Consider the following 17,159-nt stretch of genomic DNA (forward strand, 5'->3'; position numbering starts at 1 on the left):
ACCCGCCGACGCGCCGGGTGTACACGACACGCGACGGGTGTACGCGACACATCGACCGGGTACAGCGGCACGCCAGAGGCGAAGGAGGCTGCCGTGGGCGCGGTCAAGGACGTACTGCGTCGACCCCTGGGACACTTCACCGAACGTACGCTCGCCGGCCTGGCGCTCGTACTCGGTGCCGGGGTCGGTTTCGGGTTGGTGTTGGTGCTGGTCCGCGTGCAGTGGTCGCCGCTGTACGACATCGACCACGGTGTGGCGCAGTGGCTCAACGCTCGGGTCTCGCCGATCGGCCCGCTGGTCACGGTGCTCAACGCGATCACCGATCTGGGTGGTCGAGCGGTCATCGTCTGGCTGGTCACCGTCGCCGTGGTGGGGTTGCTGATCCGGCGGCAGGGCCGGCTCGCCGTCTTCGTGATCGTCACCGGTGCCGGCGCGCTGATCCTCGACCCGGCCCTCAAGACCCTGGTGGACCGGTTGCGGCCCGAGGTGGCCACGCCGATCGGGTCGTACGCCGGCCAGAGCTTCCCCAGCGGCCACGCGCTCGGGTCGATGGTGGCCTACGGTGCGTTGCTGCTGGTCTTCCTGCCGGCGATGGCGCCGCGCTGGCGGAAGCCGGCGATGGTCGCGGTCGGTGTGGTGGTCTTCCTGATCGGCTTCACCCGGATCGCACTCGGCGTGCACTTCCTCTCCGACGTGATCGGCGCCTGGCTGCTCGGCGCGGCCTGGCTCGGCGTCACCGCGTACGCCTTCCGCCTGTGGCGGGTGGAGCGGGGACGCCCGGCCGCGCCGCTGACCGAGGGACTGGAACCGGAGGCGGCACACGAGGTGGCGCCCGCGCCGGACGAGGAGAAGCTGCTGCCGCACGCCCGAGCCGGCATCGCCGAGATCATCGTCGGTTGGGTGCTGGTCTTCGGTGCGCTGTACGCCTTCGGCACGTTCGTCGGCTACCACGCCAAGGGCACCTTCCTCGCCACCTGGGACGAGGTGGTGCCGACCTGGTTCGCCGCCCGGCAGACCCCGGCGCTCAACGATCTGAGCTGGTGGTGGAGCAAGTTCGGCGACACCCACGCCATCCTGCTCGTCTCGATGATCTTCTGCCCGCTGGTGCTGGCCATCTGGCGGCGCTGGCGGCCGGTGCTGTTCGTGGCGCTGACCATGTTCGGCGAGCTGACCCTCTTCCTCGCCTCCGCCGCCGCGGTGGACCGCCCGCGCCCGCCGGTGGAGAACCTGGACGGCCCGATGCCGACCTCATCCTTCCCGTCCGGCCACATCGCGGCCACCCTGTGCCTGTGGGTCGCCATCGCGGTCATCGTCTTTCCGCGTACCGACCGGTGGTGGCGGTGGCTGTTCGTGGTGTCGGCGGTGGTGATGCCGGTCGGCGTGGCGGTCTCCCGGATGTACCGGGGCATGCACCACCCGACCGACTTCATGGGCGCCATCATGCTCACCGGCCTGTGGATCGGGCTGCTGTACTGGGTGCTGCGACCCAACGAGGACGTCTACGAAGGCAACCAGCCGACAATCGAGTCCGAGGATGTCGACACCCTCGACGACGAGTTGGCCAAGGCCGGTCGGGCGGACTGATCCGCCGTGCTGCGGGTGCTCACCTGGAACGTCCGCAACGGCGGCCGGGACTCCGGTGGCCCGGATCGACGCGACGCGCTGCTGCGGGTGATCGCGCAGACCCGCCCCGACGTGCTCGCCCTGCAGGAGCTGCGAGGACTGGACGTGACCGCCTTTGCCGCCCGGCTGGGCCTGCGGCCCTATGTGGCGGGCAGTTGGTTCGGGCAGCCGGTCGCGGTGCTGGTCCGGCCCACCTGGCCGGTGCTGGCCGCCGCGCCGGTCCGCCGCCCGTTCCACCACGGCGCCCAACGGGTCACGATCGGCACCGACGCCGGCCCGCTGACCGTGCTGAGCACCCACTTCTATCCGTACTCCGGTCGACGCCGCCTGATCGAAGCCGGCTGGGCGGCCGCCGCGCTGCGCCGGGCCCGCGGCGGCCTGGCGCTGCTCGCCGGTGACCTCAACACCCTCGACCCGTACGCCGAACACGCCGAACAGATTGCCCGGCTGCCCGAGACGTACCGTCGCCGTCACCTGCGCCGGGACGGTCGTACCCCGGACACCCGTGCGGTGGCCCGACTGCTCGCCGCCGGCCTGGTCGACCTGGGCGCGGCCGCCGGTCCCACCGTGCCCACCGGCTACGCCGGCGCCGAATTCTCGGACATGCGCCTGGACTACCTCCTCGCCACCCCCGCCCTGGCCACCCACCTGCTGACGGTCGACGTCCTCCGCACCCCCCAGACCCACCAGGCCTCCGACCACCACCCCCTCCTGACCACCCTCTCCCTAACCCCCACCTGACCCCGCGCCCTGCCCTTGTCGATCACGAGGTTCTGGTCTACCGACCCGGCCTGTCATGACCAGAACCCCTTGACCAACAAGGCTGGGGCTGGGGTGGGCTGGGGCGAGAGGGCAGGGGAGGGTGAGGGTTGTGGGTGAGGGCTAGGGTGGCCGGCTGTGATGGATTCATCGTCGCCGGTTCGGCGTAGCGACAACGGCGACGATGACCCGTCGGTGGTGGGGGTCCTCGCGCGCGGCGTGGTGCTGGTGATGGTGCTGCCGTTCCGGCTGGCCTGGGAGCTGCTGGCGGCCGTCGGCAAAGGACTGTACCGCTGGGTACTGGCCCCGACGGGCCGGTTCCTGGACCGGTGGCTGCTGCGTCCACTCGGGTGGTTGTTGCAGCATCTGATCTGGATTCCGCTGCTCTGGCTGGGCCGCGCCGCAGGGTGGCTGTGGCAGACCCTGGTCTGGTTGCCGCTGACCTGGCTGTGGCAGGGCCTGGTCTGGTTGTGGCACCACGTCCTGTGGCCCCCGCTGCGCTGGTGCGCGCGGGGGTTGGCCTGGCTGTTCCACACCCTGGTGTGGGTGCCGTTGTACTACCTGGTCTGGGTGCCGGTGACCTGGCTGGTACGGGTGCTCACCCCGGCCTGGCAGCAGGTGGGCCGGTGGCTGGTGGTCGTGGGCGGGCACCTGGGCGCGGCGCTGTCCTGGGCCTGGTGGGCGTCCGGCCGGATCCTGTGGTGGTGCTGGGCGCTGACCCTGCGTCCACTCTGGCTGGCCACCCGCTGGCTGTGGCGGAACATGGTGGTGCCGGTGGGCCGGGCTATCCGCGCCGTCTGGCGATTCACCGTCGTAGCGCCGGCCCGCTGGCTGCGGACCAGCGTCCTGGAGCCGGTCGGGCGGGAGATCCGCAAGACGCTGTTCGCCCTCGGCCTGCTCCGCTGAGCGACGGCCACCCACCGAGCGGGGCGGTCGCCCGACCAGGCGAGCGGGACGGTCAGAGGACCAGGTTGAGCAGGACGGTCAGCACGATCGAGGCGACGATCGAAACGAGGATCATCAGAAGGCAGCCGAGGCCGCCACCAGCGGGTCGGATCTCCGTGTTGCCGATACGCATGGGTTCACCTGTTCGTCAGCGTGTCGAGTCGGTCGAGGACGCGGTCGTCGAGCAGAGCCCGGACGGCTTCGGCGACCTGGCGAGGGGCGGTGCTGGCGACATTGTGTGCCGCGCCCGGCACCGAGACGGTACGGACCTGGGGCACCAGGGCAGCTGCCCGGTCCCGCCAGGCCGGCGGTGCGATCGGATCCCGGGCACCGGTCAGCAGCAGGGTGGAGACGGTGAGTCGGGTCAGGTCGTCCTCGATCCGGTTGCGGACCGAGTGCGAGAGGGTGGCCCACACCCGCCGTGGGCGGGCGTCGGCGATGTCGCGTACCAGGACCGGGGCCTGCCACAGCGCCTCCCGGGGCAGGTCGAGCAGCAGGCGGCGGAGCTGGCCGGTCCGGGACCGGGCCCGCGGATCGCTTGTCGGTCCGGCGAGCACCAGGGCGCGTACCGCGTGTCGATGGCGTACGGCGAGGGCGGCGGCGACCTCCGCGCCGAACGAGTGCCCGAACACGCACACCGGCGGCAGCCGGTACGCGGCCAGCAGCGCGGCCAGGTGGTCGGCGTGCCGAGGTACGTCGTACGCCTCGGCGGGGTGGGCGCTGAGCCCGAAGCCGGGCAGGTCCGGCGCGTACACCGGGTGGTGGTCGGCCAGCGCCACGGCCAGCGGGGTGAGGTAGCGGTGCGACACGGCCAGCCCGTGCACCAGCAGGACCGGTGTCCCGGGCGGTGCGTCGACGCTGCGTCGGACGTGGGTGCGGAGCCCGTCGACGTGTCGCCACTGACTGGTCAGCCCGGCCGCGTCGGCCGGTGCGGCGAGCGCGAGGCGCAGCGGGGCTCGGCTCGCCGTGCCCCGACCCGGTGCCCCGGTGCTCACAGGTCGCGCAGGCGGGGCAGCAGTTGCTCCTGCGCCCAGTCGAGGAACATCGGCTGACTGTCGCCGCCGACCTGGACCAGCGCCACGTGCGTGAACCCGGCGTCGACGAACTTCTTGAACGCCTCGACGTGCTTGTCCACGTCCGGCCCGCAGGAGATGCCGGCTGCCACGTCCTCCTCGCGGACGCTGCGGGTGGCGGCCTCGAAGGCGTCGTTGTCGGGCAGGTCGGTGTTGACCTTCCAGCCCAGCCCGAACCAGCGGAACTGGTCGTGGGCGATCTTGCGGCACTCCGCCTCGTCCGGGCCGTAGCAGATGGCCACCTGCCCGTAGCGGGGTCGTCCGGCACCGCCGGCCTGCTCGTACATCTCGACCAGGCGCGCCTCCGGGTCGGTGGCGACCATGGCGTCGCCGTACTCGGCGGCGAGGGTGGCCGACTGTCGGCCGGAGGCGGCCACCGCCATCGGCACCGGAGCGTCGGGCCGGTCCCAGATGTACGCGTCCGGCACGTCGTAGTGGTTGCCGGAGAAGGTCAACGTCTCACCGCCCAGCAGCGGCCGGATGATCTGCAACGCCTCCTCGAACATCTCGTGCCGCTGCTGCACGTGCGGCCAGGCGCCGACGATGTGCTCGTTGAGGTTCTCCCCGGCGCCCAGGCCGAGGGTGAACCGTCCGTCGGAGAGCACCCCGATGGTGGCGGCCTTCTGCGCCACGACAGCCGGGTGGTAGCGGCGGATCGGGCAGGTCACGAAGGACATCAGCTCCGCGCGGGAGGTGGCGTGGGCGACCGCGCCGAGCACCGACCAGGCGTACGGGGAGTGGCCCTGTGACTCCAGCCAGGGGTAGTAGTGGTCGGAGGTGACGATGTGGTCGAAACCGGCCGCCTCGGCCCGTACCGCGTAGTCGACCAGTTCCTTCGGGCCTGCCTGTTCACACATCAGGGTGTAGCCGATGTTGACCATGGTGTCTCCTTCCGGGCCGGGTGGCCCGTTCCGGATACCCCGGTCCGCACGTGTCAACCCTCGCCGATGCTTGACGCCCACCGGCCCCCTGCCTACCGTTGACCTGAACCGGTTCAGGTGCTGACCTGCCGCGTGCCCTGTGGTGGGGATGGCCGCCCCCGTGACAGCTCGGTCCTGTACGCAGTCACGGGGGCGGTGCGGTTCGCTAGGCGTACTGAACCGGTTGCTTTCCATCGATTCATCGGCCTACGCTGATGTCCGCCTCGCCGGGCCCTGCTTCCGCGGCTGTCGGGCTGCAGCCGCCACCCGTCACTCATCACCCCCTGGGCACGGGGGAGAAACCTCATGCGAGGAAGACCATGAGAAAGCTATTCGCGGGCGTCGGCGCCATCCTGTTGGCGACCGTCGCCGCAGTGTTCGCCTTCGGCCCGTCGGCGCAGGCAGCCTCCGGCTTCACGGTCAGCGGCGGCAAACTCTACGACGCCAACGGCAACGAGTTCATCATGCGCGGGGTCAACCACGCGCACACCTGGTACACCCACCAGACCAGTTCCTTCGCCAACATCAAGGCGCTCGGCGCGAACACCGTACGAGTCGTGCTCTCCAGCGGCGACCGGTGGACCCGCAACAGCGCCGACGACGTGCGCAACGTGATCGAGCTCTGCAAGGCCAACCGGCTGATCTGCGTGCTGGAGGTGCACGACACCACCGGCTACGGCGAGCAGAGCGGCGCGGTCAGCCTCGATCGCGCGGTCGACTACTGGCTCAGCATCGCCAGCGCGCTCAACGGCCAGGAACGGTTCGTCATCGTCAACATCGGCAACGAGCCGTACGGCAACCAGAACTACTCGTCCTGGGCCACCGACACGAGCAACGCGATCCGGCGGCTGCGCAACGCGGGCCTGACCCACACCATCATGGTGGACGGCCCGAACTGGGGTCAGGACTGGTCCTTCACCATGCGCGACAACGCGCCGACGGTGTTCAACGCCGACCCGGCCCGCAACATCGTCTTCTCCATCCACATGTACGGCGTCTTCGACACCGCCGCCGAGATCAGCGACTACCTGGGTCGGTTCCGCAGTCGACAGCTGCCGATCGTGGTCGGCGAATTCGGCCACTACCACTCCGACGGCGACCCCGACGAGGACGCCATCCTGTCGTACACCCAGGCCAACGGGATCGGTTGGCTGGGCTGGTCGTGGAGCGGCAACGGTGGCGGCGTCGAATACCTGGACATGGCCACGAACTTCAACCCGAACCAGCTGACCAGCTGGGGACAGCGGTTGTTCAACGGCACCAACGGCATCCGGCAGACCTCGCGGCAGGCAAGCGTCTACGACTCGCTCCCGCCGCCGACCTCGCCCCCGCCCACGACCACTCCGCCGCCGACCTCGCCGCCCCCCACCTCGCCGCCCCCGAGCAGCCCGCCGCCGAGCGCCGGCTGCACCGCCACGTACGCGATCAGCAACCAGTGGCAGGGCGGCTTCCAGGGCGACGTACGGGTGACCGCCGGAGCCAGCGCCATCAACGGCTGGACGGTGCGGTGGACGTACGCCAACGGCCAGTCGGTGACCCAGTCGTGGAACGCCACCGTCAGCACCAGCGGCTCGACGGTGACCGCCCGTAACGTCGACTACAACGGCCGGCTCGGTGCCGGTGCCAGCACCAGTTTCGGCTTCATCGGCGGCTGGGCCGGAACCAACTCCGTACCCACGGTGACCTGCACCGCGAGCTGACGACCCCGGTGGCCGGGTCCACCCGGACCCGGCCACCGGAGGGGTTGCTCCCGACACCGCAACACCGCCGACCGCCGCGCCCGGTGGGGCTGTACCGACCGCTTCTGCTGTGTGTCGTGTCGGTTTTCAGCGACCTCACAGCGGCAGTCGATAGGGTGCCAGCGTCAGCGTCCGCTCCTCAAGGGAGACCGGGCACCAGACCCCAGCGGGAGTACCGATGGTCTTCAAGAAGATGTTGAGCGCGCTCGGGGTGGGCGGTCCCAGTGTGGACACCGTCCTGGCCAATCCGCATACCCGGCCAGGGCAGACCCTCGACGGCCAGGTCAACCTGATCGGCGGAGACGCCCCGGCGAACATCGAGCACCTTGCCGTCGGGCTGGTCACCCGGGTCGAGATCGAGAGCGGCGACAGCGAGTACGCCGGGGTCATGGAGTTCCACCGGCACCCGATCAGCGGCGCGTTCCAGCTCGCCCCCAAGCAGCAGCTCTCCATCCCGTTCCAGCTGGTGGTGCCCTGGGAAACCCCCATCACCGACGTGTACGGCCAGCGTCTGCGCGGCATGACGATGGGGCTGCGCACCGAGCTGTCCATCGCGCGAGCGGTCGACAAGGGCGACCTCGACCAGGTCAGCGTGCACCCGCTGCCGGTGCACGAGCGCATCCTGGAGGCGTTCCTCCAGCTCGGCTTCCGGTTCAAGGCGGCCGACCTGGAGCGTGGACGCATCCACGGTGTACAGCAGACGTTGCCGTTCTACCAGGAGATCGAGTTCTTCGCCGCGCCGCAGTACGCGCAGACCATCAACGAGCTGGAGTTGACCTTCGTCACCAACCCGCACGGCGTGGACGTGGTGCTGGAGTGCGACAAGCGCGGCGGCTTCCTCAACCCGGGTCACGACGTCTTCGGCCGGTACCAGGTCTCGCACGCCGAGGCCGACCGGCCGGACTGGGTGCAGGTCGTGGACGGCTGGCTGGGTGAGACGGTCGGACGGTACGGCAGCATGCGCGGCCAGCACTTCGCTGCGCCCGGGTACGGCGCGCCGCAGGGTTACGGTCCGCAGCCGGGCTACGGCGGCGCGCCCGGCTACCCGCCGCAGGGCGTGCCACCGCAGGGTTACCCGCCGCAGGGCTACCCGGCGCCGCACGCCGCCCAGGGCTACCCGCAGCAGGGCTACCCGCAGCAGGGTTACGGTGCTCCGCCCGGATACGGCCCGCCCAACAAGTACGGCCACCCGCAGCAGCACCACCGCAGCGGCCCCGGCATGGGCGGGATCGTCGCGGGCGCGGCGCTCGGCGCCATGGGCGGCATGGTCGCCGGTCACATGATCGGCAGCGCCCTGGAAGGTGGCGAGGAGCAGATCGCCGAGGCCGCCGGTGACTTCGGTGGCGAGGACTTCGGCGGCGACTTCGGCGGCTTCGAGGAGTTCTAGGAGCCGATGGCGTCCCGGTCGAACCGGGGTGCAGGTCAGCCGACAGCAGACGGTGGCCCTCCGGGATCGTTCCCGGAGGGCCACCGTGCGTCATGCTCGGGGCTCAACGCCCGCTGGGGCTGTCTGACACGCCCGCTGGGGCTTCCCGATCAACGCCCCCGCTTACGCTCCTCGCCCGAACGCTTGGGGCTACCGGCCTTGGCCAGGCCACGGCTACCCAGGTAACCCAGGGTCAGCAGGGTGATGAAGAACCACGCCTGGCCCGGGTTGTTCAGGTTCAGGCCGTTCGCCGTCGTGCCTCGCCAGAACGCTGCGATCACCACAGCAGCCACGGCCGCCGCGTAGATCCAGAATTCCGTCGTCAGGAACGACTGCTTGGTCTCCGTACCGGGCGCCTGCGCCGGCTCCCGATGACCGTCGTACGCCGGCATCTGCCGGGTGGGCATGTCCTGCATGGCCTGACGATGCTGAACGTCCTGCGCCGGACGGTTCATCGGCCTGGTGGATGCAGCCTGCGTGCTCATCTGTCCTCCTCAGGATGCGATGAGTCCTGCGATCCCTCGCCCCGCTACCGCGTTTCGGCCACGGCACGGTTCGCGTACTGGCGGGGGCACGACGGGTCTACCCGGTGGCTCGACAGCAGTAACCCCGGATCCGCCGGCCAGACCCGTCCCGCGTCCACCTATGGCCCACACCGCGCCGGCTCGGCCGAATGTCCGGTCCCACCTCGCGTCCCCTGTTCCCACCGTCCGATTCGCTCCTCTGCTCGATATGGGATCGAGTGGCTTCGGGGCTGTCTGGACACCACTCAATCCCGGATCGAGCGCGATCATCCGCCTGGGCCCGGGTGGGGACGCTGTGCGGCCAGCGGGGGCGGGGTTTGTTTGGGCGGTCACCGGGCACGCTTCAGGGATCGACACGTGAGCGAGGTGATGGATCATGCGTGAGGACGACCTGCGACAGGACGCTGCCCGTCGGGCCGAGGAGCGGCTCACCGCCGGCGTGTACGGCGAGGGGGCGCTGGACGAGGTGACGGTGCCGCCCACCGATGTGAACAGTGCCATCCAGCGCGATGACCCGGACGATCCGGCGAAGGTGCCGATCGACCCCAACGTGCTGCGTGACGGCGGTCCGACCCGCGGACAGGGCGCGATCACCACCACCGGAGGCACGGCCGGTCCGGCGAGCGTACGGCGGGTGGCCCGCCAGCCGGAGCGTCACCGGGGCAAGGTGGCACCGACCACCACGGGTGACGCCACCACCGGCGGCCTGAGCACGCCACGCGGCGGCTCCACAAGCGACCAGTCGACCCCCGCCACCCACGTCGGCAACTTCGACTGACCCACCCACCCCACCCACCCCGCCCCACGGCACTGATCATGAGGCGGCGACGTGGAGATCGCGCCACCTCATGATCGACCGAGGGCGGGGTGGGTCAGGGGGTAGGGGTGAGGGTGGTCAGGTGCTGGGTGGCTCGGGTGAGGGCCACGTACAGGTCGCTGCGGCCCCGGGGGGACTCGGCGACGATCTGGTCGGGGTCGACCACGATGACCGAGTCGAATTCGAGGCCCTTGGCTTCGGCGACGGTCAGGATGACCACCCGGCTCTCCAGGTCGGGTTGTTCGCCGACGGTGGCCTCGGGAAGCGCCGTGGTCACCGTCGCGCCGAGGTCGTCGACGCGGCCGGCCGGCACGATCACGCCGAGGCGTCCGTCGGTGAGTGCGGCGGCTTCCGCCGTGACGATCTCGACCAGCTCCGCCGCCAGCCTCTCGGCCGGGGCGCGGCGAGCGACAGGCGTACGGCCGCTGGAGCGTACGGCGCGGGGTGGTTGCAGGGTCGGGTCGATCTCGGCCAGCACCTCCGCCGCGACCGCCATGATCTCGGCAGGGGTGCGGTAGCTGACGGTCAGCTCCGTCAGCCGCCACCGGTCGGCCACGTAGGGCGCCAACGCCTGCGCCCACGACGGGGTGCCGGCCAGCGCGCCGGTCTGCGCCACGTCACCGACGATGGTCATCGACCGGCTCGGGCAGCGGCGCATCAGCAGCCGCCAGGCCATCGGGCTGAGTTCCTGCGCCTCGTCGATGATCACATGGCCGAACGCCCAGGACCGGTCGGCCGCCGCCCGCTGCGCGGTGGTCAGCCGGTCGGCTTCCTCCTGACGTTCGAGCAGTTGGTCGGCGTCGAGCAGGTCGGTCACGCCGAGGATCTCGCCGCCGTCGGCCTCGTCCTCCACGTCGATCGACCGGGAGCCCCGGGCGATCTCCAGCACACCCTCGGCGTACTCGCGCTGCAGGGCGCGCAGGCGTTCCCGGCGGGCGGCGGCGGCCCGGTCGTCCTCGCCGAGCAACTCCGCCGCCTCGTCCAGCAGCGGCACGTCGGCCGGGGTCCAGCCGCCCGGTTCGCGGTGCAACGCGGCCCGCTCGTCCGCGGTGAGCATCGGCGCGGCGGTGGCGATCCGGTCGGTGTCGGCGTACAGGTCGGCGAGCAGGCGTTGCGGGGTGAGCACCGGCCACAGTTCGTCGAGGGTGGCGCGTACCTCGGGCTCCTCGCGCAGCTCCCGGCGGATCTCGGCGAGGTCTGCTTCCTCGAGCAGGTTCTCCCCGCCGAGCGGGTCGGCGCCGATGCGTTCGGCGACCTGGTCGGCCAGCGCGTGGATGATCTCGATGTCGAACACGGCGCGGGCCAGGTTGTGCGGCCGACCGCTGCGGCGGGCCCGGTCGCGGGCTGCCTGCACGGTCGCCGGATCGAGCACGAGGATCTCCCGCTGCGGCAGTTCGATCTCCAGCGGCTCGTCGGGGACCCGCTGCCGGTCGCGTACCGCGTTGGTCAGGACCTCGACCATCACCGGCCGACCCTTGACCGCCGCGGTAGTGGCCGGCTCCGCGCGTCGCGCGTTCACCCCCGGGAACAGATCGGCCTGGGTACGCAGCAGCACGCCCGTCTCGGCCAGCGCGGGCAGCACCTGGGAGATGTAGTGCAGGAAGGTGAGGTTCGGGCCGACCAGCAGGACGCCCCGGGTCGACAGTTCCCGCCGGTACGTGTAGAGCAGGTACGCCGCCCGGTGCAGCGCCACCGCCGTCTTGCCGGTGCCGGGGCCACCCTGCACGACCAGCACCCCCGGCAGGTCGGCACGGATGATGCGGTCCTGCTCGGCCTGGATGGTCTCGACGATGTCGCGCATCCGCCCGGTACGACCGGCGTTCAACGCGGCAAGCAGCGACGCCTCGCCGGTCAACTCCTCATGGGCGGTGGGGGAGGCGGTGTTCAGGTCGAGCACCTCGTCGTTGAGGCCGATCACCTTGCGTTGTCGGGTCCGCAGGTGCCGCCGCCGCCGGATGCCCTGCGGGTTGGCGGCGGTGGCGAGGTAGAAGGCGCGGGCGGCCGGGGCGCGCCAGTCCATCAACAGCGGATCGTAGTCACCGTCGGTGTCGAAAATGCCGATCCGGCCGATGTAGTGGCGCGCGCCGTCGTCGGTGTCCAGCCGGCCGAAACACAGACCGTTCTCCACCGCCGAGAACTGCTCGACCTGGTCGGCGTACATCCGTACCGCGCTGTCGCGTTGGGAACGGGCCTGCAATGTGCCACCGGTCACCCGCAGTTCCTCGGTCAGCCGCTGCGACGCCTGCTCCCGCAGGCCGTCCAGGCGCTGGTAGAGCATCGAGACGTACTCCTGCTCGCGGCCGATCTCGTCGTCGGACGGCGAACCGTCGGAGTGCCTTGACAATCCGTCTCCCAATTGGCTAGCCTTCGAGATAGGAACGGCTTTTATCGCCGTTCTTTTTTGTTGCCTGAACGGATAAAGATACCGCGCCGGGCACTGATGAAACCAGTCAGCGGGTGGCCGTCACATCAACGCGTGCGCGGCCACGGCGGTGACCGTCAGCTACGGTCGGTGCAGACCTGCTCCGAGCGGGCCACCACGTCGGTGGACCAGGCGACCGCCACCGTGAAGCAGTAGTCGAGGCTGCGGTTCAACCCGTACACCACGAAGCTGTCGGTGCCGGCGGGCAGATCGGCGAACGGGCTGGGTGGCTGCCCCGCCCGGCCACCGGAGACGATCACCGGCCCCTCACTGCCGGCCGGGTACTCCCAGCTCAACGTCACGCTGTCCCGGTTGTCGCGCAACGCGAGCCCGGTGGGCGGGGCGCCGGGGGAGACGGACGCCTGCGGTGCCGTGGTGACCGGCGTGCTGCCCGGGGCGCCGCTGGTGGCGGGCGCACCAGGGTCGGCGCCGCTGTCGAGCCGGGACATGCCGGCGATGACCGCGGCGGTACCGAGCAGCACCACGGCCACCCCGGCGGCCACGATCGGCACCATCCGGTTGGGCTGGCGCGGGGGCGGGGCGGCGCGGCGTACCGGCACCGGGAGCAGCCGCGACGGTGGCCCGGACTGCGGCGGCTCGTCGACCCGACGCAGCCGGTAGACCCCGGGCGCCTGCGGCGCGGGCCCGGTCAGGCCCACCACGCTCGGCGGGATCGAGGTGCTCCGATCGGCGTACGGATCGGCCGGCCCCGCCGTCGGCCCGCTCTCGTCGGCATACGGATCCGGCGCGCCATACGCGTCCCGGTCGGTGCGGTACGGGTCCGGCGCGGCATACGGATCCCGGTCGCTGTACGGATCCGGGGCGGTGTCCGAGTAGGGGGCGGTGTCCGAGTACGGGTCGCGGGCGGTGTCCGCGTACGTATCGGCGTACGCGTCCCGGTCGGTGTCCGGGTATCGGTCCCGGTCGGGGTGCTGGTCGGTGGCCGGTGGCGTCCACCAGTCGTCCGGTGGCCCGGCCGGGCCCTCGGCGGGCTGGCGTGGGGTGGGGACCGGCGAGGCTGCGCCGGCAGGTGGTGGGCTCCCCGGGTGGTACCCGTGGCTGGGGTGGTAGCCCTCGACCGGGTGCTGTTCCTCGGCGGAAGGGTGCGCCGTCGCCGGATCCTGCTCCGCCGGCCACCCCGACTCCCCGCTGGGCCAGGCCGGACCGTCAGTGGGCCAGGCCGGACTGTCGGCGGGCGAGACGGTGGCGGCCGGGCCGTCGGCAGGCGGGGCGGTGGTGGGCGGGACGGTGGCGCTCTCCGGTGGGTCGATCGGCCACTGTGGTGCCGGTGGGGTGTCGCCCGGCGGTGGGGTGCGGGCGGCCGGCACGACCGGGTCCTCGTTGCTGACCGGCGGGTTGTCGGCGCAGACGTGATCCGGGTTGGCCGCGGCGCGGGCCAGGGCCGCCACCTGTGCGGTCAGCGGGTCGTCCGGGGCCAGGTGCTGGCGGCTCAGCTCGCGGGCGAGGGCGAGGTTGTCGTGTGCCTCGCTGAACTGCCCGCAGTCGCGTTGCATGGAGCCGAGCCGGGCCAGCATCTTGATTCCGCTCGGGTGGCCGTCGCCGTACACCTCGCGGTGCAGCTCCCAGGCGTCCTGCAGGCGGTCGCGGGCGACCTGGCACTGGCCGCGGGCGTACTCCACGGTGGCCAGGTCGGCGTGCGCGGCCAGTACCCGCAGGGATTCGGGGCCGTCGGTGGCGGTGAGCTCGATGATGACTTCCTGGTAGAGCCGGGCGGCCCGGGACCAGCTGCCGACCCGGTGCAGCACCGCGGCGAGGGTCGCGGCGGCGGCGACCGTACGCGGGTCGGAGCGGCCGTGCAGACCGGTGGTGGCGGCGTACGCGAAGGCGGCCCAGCCCCGGGCCGAGTGCGGTTCGCCGAGCGCGACCAGGACGCGGGCATGCAGGCTCGCCGCCTCGGCCAGCTCGGGTGTCGCGTGGGCCGGGCGCGGGTCAGCGCCGGTCAACGCGTCGGCGAGCAGCCGTTGGGCGCCGGCGAGGTCGCCGGCGGAGACCAGGTCGTGAGCCTGATCAGTCAGTTCACCGAAGCCGGAAGGCACGCCCCATCGTGCTCATCCGACGACGTTATGTACAAGTCCCGCGCCGTAGCGGTTCGGTCAGGATCCGGTCATGGCTGGTTCAGGTGATCGGTCAGCGCCTCGCTGATGCGCCGCAGTTGGTCCACCTGAGCTGGGCTGAGTGCGTCGAACAGGTGTCGGCGTACGCCTTCGACGTGGCCGGGCGCGGCGGCGGCCAGGGTGGCGAAACCGTCGTCGGTGAGCCGGGCGATCTGCCCACGTCGGTCGGTCGGGCAGTCCTCGCGGCGCACCCAGCCGGCCGCTTCGAGTCGGGTCACCGCGTGGGACAGCCGGCTGCGGGAGGAGCCGGTGGCGTCGGCCAGTTCGCTCATCCGCAGCCGACGCTCGGGCGCTTCGGAGAGCCGGACCAGGATCTCGTAGTAGGCGTGCGGCATCCCGGCGTCGCGTTGCAGCTCACGGTCGAGGGTGTCCATCAACGCGCGGGAGGCGGCCAGGAACGCTCGCCAGGTGCGCTGCTCGTCCGGATCAAGCCAGCGGGTCATGACCGCCATCATAGTCGCGATAGTTGAACGCTCAACCAAATCGCGCTACCGTCGTGACATGGGAATTCACCGCCTCAACCACGCCGTGCTCTACGTGAGCGATCTTGACCGCAGCGTCGCGTTCTACCGCAACGTGCTGGGCTTCCGACTGGTCCCGATGACCCCGAAGGGCTTCCACGGCGCTGCCTTCCTCCAGGCACCCGGCTCCACCAACGACCACGACCTCGGCCTGTTCGCCCTCGGCGCGCAGGCCCGCCCCTCGACCGCCGGCCGCACCACCGTCGGGCTGTACCACCTGGCCTGGGAGGTGGACACCCTCGACGAACTGGCCGAGACCGCCCGCCGGTTGACCGCAGCGGACGCCCTCGTCGGCGCCTCCGACCACGGCACCACCAAGAGCCTCTACGGTCGCGACCCCGACGGGCTGGAGTTCGAGGTGGTCTGGCTGGTGCCGGCGGACCGGCTCGATGACGCCGCGCTCGCCGCCCGCACCCGCATCGGCCGGCTCGACCTGCCCGCCGAGATCGCCCGCTACGGCGGCGCCACCCGCGGCGGCGTCGGCATCTCGGTCCCCGCCTGACCGCGTCACCTCGTCGGTGGCCCTGACCGGCCGCGGCCGGGGTCGGTGGGGTAGAACGGGAGGGTGGCGGGTCTGTGGGTCTGGGAGCGGTATCTGGGTGGGTGGTTGACCGGGGCGTGCCAGCGGGCCCGGCGAGCCACCCTCGCCATCGTGTACGCCGGTGACGACGCCCGCCCGGCCGAGATCGCGCTGCGGGTGATCGGCGAGCACGGCGACCGGCTGCGCGGCTGCCGGCTCTCCGTGCTGGTGCTGGCCGACGGCACCGAAGACCTGCCGGCCCGCCTCGGTGCCGTCGAGGCCCAGCTGCCGCCGCAGGTGGCGGTGCACCTGATGCCGGGCGCGCCCGGTGCTCCCGGTCGACTGTCGGTGGCGCTGCGGGCGGCCGGTGCCGCCGGTGCCCCGGTCCTGTCCTACCTGGGCACCGGGGGAGCGCTGGACCCGGCGACGCTCGCCGCCGCCGCGACCGGCCGGCCCGCCGAGGTGCTGGTCCTCTCCGGCGCGGGCACGTCGCTGCGACCGGCCCTGGCCGACGCCGGGTTCCCGCTGGTGACCGAGGTGGAATTGGCCGACCCCGCTGGGCGGATCGGGTTCGGCACCGGCTCGGATCGCAACCTGGAGGCGCTCAAGGAGGCGGTGTGGGCGACCGGGGCGGCGCTGCGCGACCCGGACGGCGTGCCGCTGCGGGCCGACCTGCCGGTGGACGTCGCGCCGCTGGCCGGTGTGCTGCTGGCCGAACTGGTCCGGCACGGCCCGCGTACGGTCACGGAACTGCGCCGACACGCGGTCACCGACACCGCCTACCGGGCGACGGACGCGGTCCGGGCGTTGACCGGACTGCTCGACGCGGGGCAGGTGAGCCGCGATCCGGAGCAGGGCCGCCTCGGTGGCGACGTGCTGGTCACGGCCGTCCGGTCAACTGCCTGACCACCAGGGACACCCCGGTGGCGATCACCCCGATGCTGAACAGCATCTGCACGATGACCAGCCCTCGGGCCAGTTGACCCTCGGCGTGCACGTCGCCGTAGCCGACGGTGGTCAACGTGGTCAGCGCGAAGTAGAGCGCGTCGATCCGGGTTTCCAGGTCGACGAACTGTGCCGGGGCGGCCCGGGCCACGACGAAGTCGGCGAGGGCGAAGGCGAGCAGCCCGGCGACCAGGGCTATCGCCAGGTGCGCCAGCGACCGGGCCTCCCGGGCCGGCCCGGCGACGAGTTGGCGACGTACCTGGCTGGTCACCAGCCAGGCCACCGCACCCACCATCGACAGGGTGAGGCCGAGGCGTACGCCGATCCGCGCGGTGTTGGAGTCGGGCTCCACCGGTATGACGAAGTAGGTCACCAGCAGCAGGGCACAGGCCAGCCCGGCACGCCGAAACTCCTGCGGATGGTCCGGTTTCTGCCTCATCTCTCCATTGTCTGATTTGGCCGGTCGCGCATCGGGTCGATCGGTCATTTCCCTGCCGGGACACGGAGACCCGACAGGAAAGCGGGGCACCGGACCGGTGCCCCGCTCGACCTCGAAACCTCACGCCTGAGACTTGTCCTGTTTCCAGGACAGCGGGCCGGGTAGGTCAACCCTGTGCGCCTTGGCCCGCGAGTTCCAGGACCATCGTCCGAGCTTGATGCTCCAGGACGAGAAGCCGTTCTGGGTGAAGTTCAGGATCAGCGGCCCGAACTTCTTGCGCTTGCGGAACATCAGACCCATTGCGGGCCTCCCTTCGTCGCGTCCCCTGCGCGCTCGAAGATGCCCGTAACG

General features: G+C 71.5%; 16 protein-coding genes. 8 read left to right on the forward strand and 8 right to left on the reverse strand.

Annotated features, from left to right (window positions below; all coding sequences use genetic code 11):
• Positions 1-93 precede the first annotated feature (93 nt).
• From VAB18032_RS08630 to VAB18032_RS08640, 3 genes are all read left to right on the forward strand, one after another.
• On the forward strand, positions 94-1,584 hold the full coding sequence (locus tag VAB18032_RS08630; protein WP_013732413.1) for a phosphatase PAP2 family protein: 1,491 nt from the start codon (positions 94-96) through the stop codon (positions 1,582-1,584).
• A gap of 6 nt (positions 1,585-1,590) precedes the next feature.
• Positions 1,591-2,364, forward strand: coding sequence for an endonuclease/exonuclease/phosphatase family protein (locus tag VAB18032_RS08635; RefSeq protein WP_013732414.1), 774 nt, complete (start codon positions 1,591-1,593; stop codon positions 2,362-2,364).
• A 159-nt stretch (positions 2,365-2,523) separates the two neighbouring features.
• On the forward strand, positions 2,524-3,288 hold the full coding sequence (locus VAB18032_RS08640) for a hypothetical protein (RefSeq protein WP_013732415.1): 765 nt from the start codon (positions 2,524-2,526) through the stop codon (positions 3,286-3,288).
• Between the two features lie 176 nt (positions 3,289-3,464).
• Here the strand turns inward: VAB18032_RS08640 and VAB18032_RS08645 are convergent, their stop codons facing one another.
• On the reverse strand, positions 3,465-4,322 hold the full coding sequence (locus VAB18032_RS08645) for an alpha/beta fold hydrolase (protein WP_013732417.1): 858 nt from the start codon (positions 4,320-4,322) through the stop codon (positions 3,465-3,467).
• On the reverse strand, positions 4,319-5,281 hold the full coding sequence (locus tag VAB18032_RS08650; protein WP_013732418.1) for a TIGR03557 family F420-dependent LLM class oxidoreductase: 963 nt from the start codon (positions 5,279-5,281) through the stop codon (positions 4,319-4,321). The genes VAB18032_RS08645 and VAB18032_RS08650 overlap by 4 nt, the downstream gene beginning before the upstream one ends.
• A gap of 359 nt (positions 5,282-5,640) precedes the next feature.
• Between VAB18032_RS08650 and VAB18032_RS08655 the strand changes: the two genes are divergently transcribed.
• Positions 5,641-7,020 carry a cellulase family glycosylhydrolase gene (locus tag VAB18032_RS08655; RefSeq protein ID WP_013732419.1) on the forward strand — a complete coding sequence of 460 codons (1,380 nt, stop codon included), beginning with the start codon at positions 5,641-5,643 and terminating at the stop codon, positions 7,018-7,020.
• Positions 7,021-7,237: 217 nt separating this feature from the next.
• On the forward strand, positions 7,238-8,446 hold the full coding sequence (locus tag VAB18032_RS08660) for a sporulation protein (RefSeq protein WP_013732420.1): 1,209 nt from the start codon (positions 7,238-7,240) through the stop codon (positions 8,444-8,446).
• Positions 8,447-8,595: 149 nt separating this feature from the next.
• On the opposite strand, the gene VAB18032_RS08665 is transcribed toward VAB18032_RS08660, so the two are convergent.
• Positions 8,596-8,970 carry a hypothetical protein gene (locus tag VAB18032_RS08665; RefSeq protein ID WP_013732421.1) on the reverse strand — a complete coding sequence of 125 codons (375 nt, stop codon included), beginning with the start codon at positions 8,968-8,970 and terminating at the stop codon, positions 8,596-8,598.
• 415 nt (positions 8,971-9,385) lie between these two features.
• Between VAB18032_RS08665 and VAB18032_RS08670 the strand changes: the two genes are divergently transcribed.
• Positions 9,386-9,787 carry a hypothetical protein gene (locus VAB18032_RS08670; RefSeq protein WP_013732422.1) on the forward strand — a complete coding sequence of 134 codons (402 nt, stop codon included), beginning with the start codon at positions 9,386-9,388 and terminating at the stop codon, positions 9,785-9,787.
• A gap of 94 nt (positions 9,788-9,881) precedes the next feature.
• On the opposite strand, the gene VAB18032_RS08675 is transcribed toward VAB18032_RS08670, so the two are convergent.
• The 3 genes from VAB18032_RS08675 to VAB18032_RS08685 all read right to left on the reverse strand — a co-directional run bounded on the left by VAB18032_RS08675 (position 9,882) and on the right by VAB18032_RS08685 (position 14,835).
• A complete protein-coding gene (locus VAB18032_RS08675) occupies positions 9,882-12,104 on the reverse strand; it encodes a HelD family protein (protein ID WP_086011320.1) in 2,223 nt (740 codons plus the stop codon).
• A 221-nt stretch (positions 12,105-12,325) separates the two neighbouring features.
• Complete coding sequence (locus VAB18032_RS08680) at positions 12,326-14,305, reverse strand: tetratricopeptide repeat protein (RefSeq protein WP_013732424.1); 1,980 nt, start codon at positions 14,303-14,305, stop codon at positions 12,326-12,328.
• Between the two features lie 68 nt (positions 14,306-14,373).
• Positions 14,374-14,835 carry a MarR family winged helix-turn-helix transcriptional regulator gene (locus VAB18032_RS08685; RefSeq protein ID WP_043723507.1) on the reverse strand — a complete coding sequence of 154 codons (462 nt, stop codon included), beginning with the start codon at positions 14,833-14,835 and terminating at the stop codon, positions 14,374-14,376.
• A 49-nt stretch (positions 14,836-14,884) separates the two neighbouring features.
• On the opposite strand from VAB18032_RS08685, the gene VAB18032_RS08690 reads away from it, so the two are divergent.
• Positions 14,885-15,406, forward strand: a complete 522-nt coding sequence (locus tag VAB18032_RS08690) for a VOC family protein (protein ID WP_013732426.1) — start codon at positions 14,885-14,887, stop codon at positions 15,404-15,406.
• A 63-nt stretch (positions 15,407-15,469) separates the two neighbouring features.
• Complete coding sequence (locus VAB18032_RS08695) at positions 15,470-16,330, forward strand: hypothetical protein (RefSeq protein ID WP_013732427.1); 861 nt, start codon at positions 15,470-15,472, stop codon at positions 16,328-16,330.
• Here the strand turns inward: VAB18032_RS08695 and VAB18032_RS08700 are convergent.
• Both VAB18032_RS08700 and VAB18032_RS08705 read right to left on the reverse strand, forming a co-directional pair.
• A complete protein-coding gene (locus VAB18032_RS08700) occupies positions 16,305-16,808 on the reverse strand; it encodes a potassium channel family protein (RefSeq protein ID WP_013732428.1) in 504 nt (167 codons plus the stop codon). The genes VAB18032_RS08695 and VAB18032_RS08700 overlap by 26 nt on opposite strands.
• Before the next feature lie 120 nt (positions 16,809-16,928).
• Complete coding sequence (locus VAB18032_RS08705; protein WP_013732429.1) at positions 16,929-17,108, reverse strand: DUF4236 domain-containing protein; 180 nt, start codon at positions 17,106-17,108, stop codon at positions 16,929-16,931.
• Positions 17,109-17,159: the final 51 nt, after the last annotated feature.

The organism is Micromonospora maris AB-18-032 (assembly GCF_000204155.1).
GTDB lineage: Bacteria > Actinomycetota > Actinomycetes > Mycobacteriales > Micromonosporaceae > Micromonospora > Micromonospora gifhornensis.